The organism is Sphingobium sp. FW306-1B-F04DB (assembly GCF_058781925.1).
Genome location: NZ_JBYSXE010000028.1, coordinates 42181 through 52007 on the forward strand (window position 1 = coordinate 42181; position 9827 = coordinate 52007).

The window sequence follows — 9827 nt, forward strand, 5'->3', positions numbered from 1 at the left end:
CCTTTGCGGCCGGCCCTTGCGATCTTGTCAGAAGCGCCAGTTGATCGTGGCGGCGAAGGTCGAGCTCGAGAAATCGGTGCCCGAGCGGCGAATGTCGGTGCCTTGTGCGTTGGCGAGGATGAAGGGGTTGCCCGCGGTGCCGCCCGAGGCGCGAACCGTGAAATCCTTGGGGCTGAGCTTGGTGTAGAGATACTGCACGCCCAGCGACATATAGGGGTTCAGCTTCTGCTCGACCCCTGCGCCGGCCTTCCAGCCCCAGGCGCCCGATTTCCCGCTGCCCACGAACTTGTTGTCGTCGTTGCTCGTGAAGAAGTCGCTCTTGAACTTGCCCCAGGCACCGCCGCCCGTGACATAGAACAGCGCGTTGCGCGCGGCGACGCCCGCACGCGCGCGCAGACCAACCTCGTGCTGGAGCGTGCGGCGGAAGACATAGGCATCGGGCGTGCTGGTGAATCCTGAGATGCTGTCGGTCAGCTTGGGATAGCGGTATTCGGCGACGAACCCGAGCACTATATTGCCGAACTGCTTGTCGTAGCCGGCATGTGCGGCGATATCGAACTTGTCCTTGTCCTTGAAGCAGCCGCCGTTGACGTTGTCCGCCGCCGCGCGGCCATTGCAATAGCCGGGCTTGAACAGGTCGACCGTGGGCGCGGCGCTGGTCGCGATCATGTCGTCGAACTGGCCGTCGAGATCCTTGTCGAAGACGAGCGTTTCGTTCGATGTTCCGCTGGCATAGCGGGCACCCGCCTGAAGTCCGACATAGGGGCCTGTCCAGACCTCCTGCTGGTTGTTCTGGGCGAGGGCTGGGAATGCGGCGATGCTCGACAAGACGAGAGCGGCCGCGAAACGGGAAACGGATTTCATGGTGGAAGACCCCTTTTACGAACAGACGGGCGGTAGCGGCTGACTGCCGCGCGGGGCCGCCCGTGTGCGCGCGAAAAAGGCGTTCGGGGGCTGAACGGAGGCTGAATGTGCTGATGCTGCAACAAAAAGCCCCGCGGAATTGCTTCCGCGGGGCTCATTGTGTGCTCGAGTGCGAGCGCCTTAGATTTCGGCGCCGTCCTCGCCATCGGTGTCGGCGACGACGACCGCGAGCGGATCATCGCCCGTGTCGGCCTCAACCGGCTGGCGCAGCTCGGCGGCATGCTCCTCGGCCGCCGAGGCGGGCGCGATCAGGCTTTCCTGCCAGCTGCGCTGCGAGGCACGAAGCGCCGCATCGCGGCTTGAGGCGGTGACCCGCAGGCGGTTCATGCCCGCACCGGTACCGGCGGGGATGAGACGGCCGACGATCACGTTCTCCTTGAGGCCCATCAGCGTGTCCTTCTTGCCCTGGACCGAAGCCTCGGTAAGGACGCGCGTGGTCTCCTGGAACGACGCCGCCGAGATGAAGCTGCGGGTCTGCAGCGACGCCTTGGTGATGCCGAGCAGGACGGGCTTGCCCTGCGCGGGCTGGAAGCCCGGCTGCAACTTCTCGTTGATCTCGTCCATCTCCTCGCGATCGACCTGCTCGCCCGCGAGCAGCGTGGTGTCGCCGCCGTCGGTGATCTCGACCTTCTGCAGCATCTGACGAACGATCGTCTCGATGTGCTTGTCGTTGATCTTCACGCCCTGGAGTCGATAGACTTCCTGGATTTCCGACACGAGATATTCGGCAAGCGCCTCGATGCCGAGGACTTCCAGAATGTCGTGCGGATCAGGCGAGCCGCCGATCAGGTTGTCGCCGCGCTTGACGTAGTCGCCTTCCTGAACGTCGATCACCTTCGACTTCGGGATCAGATACTCCACGACCTCGCCGCCGTCCTCTGGCTGAATGCCGATCTTGCGCTTGGCCTTGTAGTCCTTGCCGAAGACGACGCGGCCCGAGACCTTTGCGATGATCGCGTTCTCCTTGGGCTTGCGCGCCTCGAACAGCTCGGCCACGCGCGGCAGACCGCCCGTGATGTCGCGGGTCTTGGCGGCCTCGCGGCTGGCGCGTGCCAGCACGTCACCGGCATGGACTTCCGCCCCATCCTCGACCGAGAGCGTGGTGCCCGGGGTCAGCATGTAGCGGCCCGCCTCGCCCGAATTGGCGTCGAGCAGCGTCAGGCGCGGACGGAGATCTTCCTTCGAGCGCGTGGGCGCACGATATTCGATCACGACGCGCTGGGCGATGCCCGTTGCTTCGTCGGTCTGCTCGGTCAGCGTCTTGCTGTCGATCAGGTCCTGATACTTCACGACGCCTGGGTTCTCGGTGATCACCGGCATGGTGAACGGATCCCACTCGGCCAGACGATCGCCCTTCGCCACCTTGGCGCCGTCCTCGACGAGGACATAGGCACCATAGGGCAGACGGTGCACCGCACGCTCACGGCCTTCGCTGTCGATGATCGCCAGCTCGCCCGAACGCGCCAGCACGACGCGGCGGTCGCGCTTGTCGACGATCACGCGGAGATCGCGATACTCGACCGACCCGTCCGAAACCGCCTCGAGGTTCGACTGCTCGTTGAGCTGCGCCGCACCGCCGATGTGGAAGGTCCGCATCGTCAGCTGCGTGCCCGGCTCACCGATCGACTGCGCCGCGATGACGCCGACGGCCTCACCGATGTTGACCGGCGTACCGCGGGCGAGGTCGCGCCCGTAGCACTTGCCGCAAACGCCCATCTTGGACTCGCAGATCAGCGGGCTGCGGATCTTGACCGACTGGATGCCGATTGCCTCGATCTGCGCGATCATCGGTTCGTCGAGCAGCGTGCCCTCGGGGATCGCGACCTCGTTGGTCTTGCTGTCGACGATGTCCTCCGCGGTGGTACGGCCGAGGATGCGTTCGCCGAGCGACGCGATGGTCGAACCGCCCTGGACGATCGCCTTCATCTCGAGCGCACGGCTGGTGCCGCAATCCTCCTCGACGACGACGCAGTCCTGCGACACGTCGACGAGACGGCGGGTCAGGTACCCCGAGTTCGCGGTCTTGAGCGCGGTATCGGCCAGACCCTTGCGGGCACCGTGGGTCGAGTTGAAGTATTCAAGGACGGTCAGGCCCTCCTTGAAGTTCGAGATGATCGGCGTTTCGATGATCTCGCCCGAAGGCTTGGCCATCAGACCACGCATGCCAGCGAGCTGCTTGATCTGCGCCGCCGAACCACGAGCACCCGAATGCGCCATCATGTAGATCGCGTTGATCGGCTTTTCGCGCCCGTTCTCGTCCTTCTTGACCGCCTGGATTTCCTTCATCATCGCGGCAGCAACCTGGTCACCGCAACGCGACCACGCGTCGATCACCTTGTTGTACTTTTCCTGCTGCGTGATCAGGCCGTCCTGGTACTGCTGCTCGTAATCCTTCACGAGCGAGCGCGTCTCCTCGACCAGATCCTCCTTTTCCTGCGGGATGATCATGTCGTCCTTGCCGAACGAGATGCCCGCCTTGAACGCGTGACGGAAACCGAGTGCCATGATCGCGTCGGCGAACAGCACGGTCTCCTTCTGGCCCGTATGGCGATAGACCTCGTCGATGACGTCGCCGATGTCCTTCTTGGTGAGCAGGCGGTTGACCGTCTCGAAGGGCACCTTGTGGCTCTTGGGGAGGGTCTCGCCGAGCAGCATGCGGCCGGGCGTCGTCTCGAAACGCTTGAGGTAGGTGTTGCCTTCCTCGTCGGTCTGCGGAACGCGGCTGATCACCTTGGTGTGCAGCGTCACGGCGCCGGCGTTGATCGCCTGGTGCACTTCGGCCATGTCCGAAAGCAGCATGCCTTCGCCGGGCTCGCCTTCCTTCAGCATCGACAGATAATAGAGCCCCAGGACCATGTCCTGCGAAGGGACGATGATCGGCTTGCCGTTCGCGGGCGAGAGGATGTTGTTGGTCGACATCATCAGCACACGCGCCTCCAGCTGGGCCTCGAGGCTCAGCGGGACGTGCACGGCCATCTGGTCGCCGTCGAAGTCCGCGTTGAACGCGGAGCAGACCAGCGGGTGAAGCTGGATCGCCTTGCCTTCGATCAGCACGGGCTCGAATGCCTGGATGCCGAGACGGTGAAGCGTCGGGGCGCGGTTCAGCAGAACCGGGTGCTCGCGGATGACTTCGTCCAGGATGTCCCAGACTTCCTTGCGCTCCTTCTCGACCCACTTCTTGGCCTGCTTCAGGGTCATCGACAGACCCTTGGCGTCGAGGCGCGCATAGATGAAGGGCTTGAACAGCTCGAGCGCCATCTTCTTGGGCAGGCCGCACTGGTGCAGCTTGAGCTCGGGACCGGTCACGATCACCGAACGGCCCGAATAGTCGACGCGCTTGCCGAGCAGGTTCTGGCGGAAGCGGCCCTGCTTGCCCTTGAGCATGTCGGACAGCGACTTCAGCGGACGCTTGTTGGCGCCGGTGATGACGCGGCCGCGGCGGCCGTTGTCGAACAGCGCGTCAACGGCTTCCTGCAGCATGCGCTTTTCGTTGCGGACGATGATGTCCGGCGCGCGCAGCTCCATGAGCCTCTTGAGACGGTTGTTACGGTTGATGACGCGACGATAGAGATCGTTCAGGTCCGAGGTCGCGAAGCGGCCACCGTCGAGCGGCACCAGCGGACGCAGTTCGGGCGGAATGACCGGGATCACCTCGAGGATCATCCACTCCGGGCGGTTGCCCGATTCAAGGAAGCTCTCGACGACCTTGAGGCGCTTGATGATCTTCTTGGGCTTCAGCTCGGACTTGGTGACAGCCAGTTCCTCGAGCAGATCCTTGCGTTCGCCCTCGAGGTCGAGTTCCTCGAGCATGCGACGAACGGCCTCGGCGCCGATGCCGGCGGTGAAGGCGTCCTCGCCATATTCGTCCTGCGCGTCGAGCAGTTCGTCCTCGGTGAGGAGCTGGAACTTCTCAAGCGGGGTCAGGCCGGGCTCGATAACGATATAGGCTTCGAAGTACAGCACGCGCTCGAGCTGCTTCAGCTGCATGTCGAGCAGCAGGCCGATGCGCGACGGCAGCGACTTCAGGAACCAGATGTGCGCGACTGGCGCGGCCAGCTCGATATGGCCCATGCGCTCGCGGCGGACCTTGGAGACGGTCACCTCGACGCCGCACTTCTCGCAGACGATGCCCTTGTACTTCATGCGCTTGTACTTGCCGCACAGGCACTCGTAATCCTTGATCGGGCCGAAGATACGCGCGCAGAACAGGCCGTCACGCTCGGGCTTGAACGTGCGGTAGTTGATCGTCTCGGGCTTCTTGATCTCGCCGAAGGACCAGCTGCGGATGCGCTCGGGGGAAGCGATCCCGATCTGGATCTGGTCGAAGGTCTCCGGCTTGGCCAGCGGATTGGCGAAATTGGTCAGTTCGTTCATTCTCAGTTCCCTCGTTTTGACCCTCTCCCGCTTTCGCGGGAGAGGAGGGACCCGCCGGCGGAGCCGGTGGGAGGTGAGGGTCTTCTTCTTCCTTCGAATTCAATCTGCAGAAGGAAGAAGAAGACCCTCACCCAACCCTCTCCCGCGAAGGCGGGAGAGGGCTCATTGTTCAAATCACTCCGCGGCTTCGGCGATGTCGCCCTCGTCCTCTTCGACGATCGAGGACAGTTCGACATTGAGACCGAGCGAGCGCATTTCCTTGACGAGCACGTTGAAGCTCTCGGGGATGCCCGCCTCGAAGGTGTCGTCACCCTTGACGATCGCCTCATAGACCTTGGTGCGGCCGACAACGTCGTCGGACTTCACCGTCAGCATCTCCTGGAGCGTGTACGCAGCACCGTAAGCCTGCAGCGCCCACACCTCCATCTCACCGAAGCGCTGGCCACCGAACTGCGCCTTGCCGCCCAGCGGCTGCTGGGTGACAAGCGAGTAGGGGCCGATCGAACGCGCGTGGATCTTGTCGTCGACCAGGTGGTGGAGCTTCAGCATATAGATGTAGCCCACGGTCACCTTGCGGTCGAACGCGTCACCGGTGCGACCGTCGAACAGCTCGACCTGGCCCGAGGTGTCAAGACCCGCCAGCTCCAGCATGTTCGCAACGTCCGCCTCGCGGGCGCCGTCGAACACCGGCGTCGCCATCGGCACGCCGTTCTTCAGCAGGCCCGCCATTTCGACGATCTGGCCCGTCGAACGTGCGTCGATCTCGGCGTGATACTGTTCGCCATAGACCGTCTTGAGCCGCTCCACGACCGCTGCCGGCGGCGGGCCAGCCTCGGGATCGGGATTGGCTTCGCGCCATGCTTCCAGAGCCTCGGTGATCTGGCGACCAAGACCGCGTGCGGCCCAGCCCAGATGCGTTTCGAAGATCTGCCCGACGTTCATGCGCGAAGGCACGCCCAGCGGGTTGAGCACGAGATCGACGGGGGTGCCGTCCTCGAGGAAGGGCATGTCTTCGGCCGGCAGGATGCGCGAGATGACGCCCTTGTTGCCGTGACGGCCCGCCATCTTGTCACCCGGCTGCAGCTTGCGCTTCACCGCGACGAAGACCTTGACCATCTTGAGTACGCCCGGGGGCAGCTCGTCGCCGCGCTCGAGCTTCTCGCGACGGTCCTCGAACTTCTCGTTGATGAGCTTCACCGCCTCGTCATACTGCGCCTTGACAGCTTCGAGGTCGGCCTGGCGCTTGTCCTCCTGGACCGCGAACTTCCACCATTCGTGACGCTCGACCTCGCCGAGAAGCTCCTCGGTGATCTCACTGCCCTTCTTGATGCCCTTGGGGGCCGCAGTCGCGACCTGGCCGAGCAGCATGTCCTTGAGGCGCGACCACGACGCACGGTTGAGGATCGCGCGCTCGTCGTCGGCGTCCTTGCGCAGACGCTCGATCTCCTCGCGCTCAATCGCCATCGCGCGCTCGTCCTTGTCGATGCCGTGGCGGTTGAACACGCGGACCTCGACGACCGTGCCCGCAACGCCCGGGGGCAGGCGGAGCGACGTGTCGCGCACGTCCGAGGCCTTTTCACCGAAGATCGCGCGGAGGAGCTTCTCCTCCGGCGTCATCGGCGATTCACCCTTGGGCGTGATCTTGCCGCACAGGATATCGCCCGGCTCCACTTCGGCGCCGATATAGACGATGCCCGCCTCGTCGAGATTGCGCAGCGCTTCCTCGCCGACGTTCGGAATGTCGCGCGTGATGTCCTCGGGCCCGAGCTTGGTGTCACGGGCCATGACCTCGAACTCCTCGATATGGATCGAGGTGAAGACGTCGTCCTTCACGATGCGTTCGGAAATGAGGATCGAGTCCTCATAATTGTAGCCGTTCCAGGGCATGAACGCGACGAGGCTGTTGCGGCCGAGCGCGAGCTCGCCCAGTTCGGTCGACGGACCGTCGGCGATGATGTCGCCCTCGTTCACCACATCGCCCACCTTCACCAGCGGACGCTGGTTGATGCAGGTGTTCTGGTTCGAACGCTGGAACTTCATCAGCGTGTAGATGTCGACGCCCGACTTGCCGGCCTCGACTTCGCCGGTTGCGCGGATCACGATACGGGTCGCGTCGACCTGGTCGACGATGCCCGAACGGCGTGCGCCGATCGCGGCGCCCGAATCGCGCGCCACGGTCTCTTCCATGCCGGTGCCGACGAAGGGCGCTTCCGCCTTCACCAGCGGCACGGCCTGACGCTGCATGTTCGAGCCCATCAGCGCGCGGTTCGCGTCGTCGTTCTCGAGAAACGGGATCAGAGAGGCCGCAACCGAGACGAGCTGCTTGGGGCTGACGTCCATCAGCGTGATATGATCACGCGGCGCCATCAGGAACTCGCCCGCCTCACGCGCGGAGATCAGATCCTCGGCGAAGCTGCCGTCGGCGTTCAGTTCGGCGTTGGCCTGCGCGATCGTGTGCTTGGCCTCTTCCATCGCGGAGAGATAGACGACGTCCTTCGTCACCTTGCCGTCGACGACCTTGCGGTACGGCGTCTCGATGAAACCGTACTTGTTGACGCGGCTGAACGAGGCCAGCGAGTTGATCAGACCGATGTTCGGCCCTTCGGGCGTTTCGATCGGGCAGATACGGCCATAGTGCGTCGGGTGGACGTCGCGGACCTCGAAGCCCGCGCGCTCGCGGGTGAGGCCGCCCGGCCCGAGCGCCGAGACGCGACGCTTGTGCGTCACTTCGGAGAGCGGGTTGGTCTGGTCCATGAACTGCGAGAGCTGCGACGAACCGAAGAACTCGCGCACCGCGGCGACCGCTGGCTTCGCGTTGATCAGGTCGTTGGGCATCACGGTCGACACGTCGACCGAGCTCATGCGCTCCTTCACCGCGCGCTCCATGCGGAGCAGGCCGATGCGGTACTGGTTCTCGAGCAGCTCGCCCACCGAACGGACGCGACGGTTGCCGAGATTGTCGATGTCGTCGATCTCGCCCTTGCCGTCCTTCAGGTCGACCAGCGTCTTGACGACCGCGAGGATGTCTTCGGTGCGAAGCGTCGTGACGGTGTCCTCGGCATCGAGGTCGAGGCGCATGTTGAGCTTCACGCGGCCGACGGCCGAGAGGTCATAGCGCTCGGGATCGAAGAACAGGCCCGCGAAAAGTGCTTCCGCGGTCTCGCGCGTCGGCGGTTCGCCGGGGCGCATGACGCGGTAGATGTCCGAGAGCGCGTGGTCGCGGTCCTCGGCCTTGTCGGCCTTGAGGGTGTTGCGGATCCACGGACCGGTGTTGACGTGATCGATATCGAGCAGCTCGAGCCGTTCGATCCCCGCCTTGTCGAGCTTTTCGAGATTGTCGGGCGAAACCTCGTCGCCCGCCTCGATGTAGATCTCGCCGGTGGCGTCGTTGATCAGGTCATAGGCGCTGTAGCGGCCGAAAATCTCTTCGGTCGGGATGAGAAGCTGCTCGAGCCCGTCCTTGTGCGCCTTGTTGGCGGCGCGCGGGCTGATCTTCTGGCCCGCGGCGAAGATCACCTCGCCCGACTTGGCGTCGACGACGTCGAACGCGGGCTTCTGGCCGCGCCACTGCTCGGCGTTGAAGGGGATGACCCAGCCATTCTCGCCACGCACGAAGGTGACCTTGTTGTAGAAATGACCGAGGATTTCCTCGCTGTTCAGGCCGAGCGCATAGAGCAGCGCGGTCACCGGCAGCTTGCGCTTGCGGTCGATACGGACGTTGACGATGTCTTTGGCGTCGAACTCGAAGTCGAGCCACGAACCGCGATAGGGGATGACGCGCGCGGCGAAGAGATACTTGCCCGAGGCGTGGGTCTTGCCGCGGTCATGGTCGAACAGCACACCCGGCGAACGGTGCATCTGCGACACGATGACGCGCTCGGTGCCGTTGATGAAGAAGGTGCCGTTCCCGGTCATGAGCGGCATGTCGCCCATGTAGACGTCCTGCTCCTTGATATCGAGCACCGAACGGGTCTCGGTATCGGCGTCCACTTCGAACACGATCAGGCGCAGCGTGACGCGCATCGGGGCGGCGTAGGTGATGCCGCGCTGACGGCACTCTTCCACGTCGAACTTGGGATCCTCGAGCTCATAGTGCACGAAGTCGAGTTCGGCGGTGCCCGCGAAATCGCGGATGGGGAACACCGAGCGGAGCGTCTTTTCAAGACCCGAGACATAACCCGTCTTGGGGTCCGAACGAAGGAACTGTTCGTATGATTCGCGCTGAACCTCGATCAGATTCGGCATCTGCACCACTTCGTGGATGTTGCCGAAGACCTTCCGGATGCGCTTCTTGACGGTCGCCGGTGCTGCCTTGGTCGCCATGTGAATTTTCGCCTCGTATTCAAGAATATAGGCGCGCAAAAACGCCGAAAAGCCGCAGGCCTCCTCTTCGGAAAACCGCAGCTTTCAGCGTCATGTGGAACCGCAACCGCCCAATTCGTCCGATGCACTGCGCGACGGCGCATCATTTCCCGAACGGCTGTGGTGATGGGCCGGATATAGGAGGGGGGAGGCGGGATGTCAAAGGG

General features: G+C 63.8%; 3 protein-coding genes. All 3 read right to left on the minus strand.

Annotated elements, in window-relative coordinates; all coding sequences use genetic code 11:
- Positions 1-27 precede the first annotated feature (27 nt).
- Positions 28-864, minus strand: coding sequence for an outer membrane protein (locus tag AC3WJD_RS13355; RefSeq protein WP_492747162.1), 837 nt, complete (start codon positions 862-864; stop codon positions 28-30).
- Positions 865-1044: 180 nt separating this feature from the next.
- Positions 1045-5298, minus strand: coding sequence for a DNA-directed RNA polymerase subunit beta' (rpoC, locus tag AC3WJD_RS13360; RefSeq protein ID WP_492747163.1), 4254 nt, complete (start codon positions 5296-5298; stop codon positions 1045-1047).
- A 174-nt stretch (positions 5299-5472) separates the two neighbouring features.
- A complete protein-coding gene (rpoB, locus tag AC3WJD_RS13365; protein ID WP_492747164.1) occupies positions 5473-9621 on the minus strand; it encodes a DNA-directed RNA polymerase subunit beta in 4149 nt (1382 codons plus the stop codon).
- Positions 9622-9827: the final 206 nt, after the last annotated feature.

Bases quoted from the DNA above. Each gene is read 5' to 3' on its own strand.
- AC3WJD_RS13355 (WP_492747162.1), bottom strand. From the start codon at position 864: ATGAAATCCGTTTCCCGTTTCGCGGCCGCTCTCGTCTTGTCGAGCATC.
- rpoC (WP_492747163.1), bottom strand. From the start codon at position 5,298: ATGAACGAACTGACCAATTTCGCCAATCCGCTGGCCAAGCCGGAGACC.
- rpoB (WP_492747164.1), bottom strand. From the start codon at position 9,621: ATGGCGACCAAGGCAGCACCGGCGACCGTCAAGAAGCGCATCCGGAAG.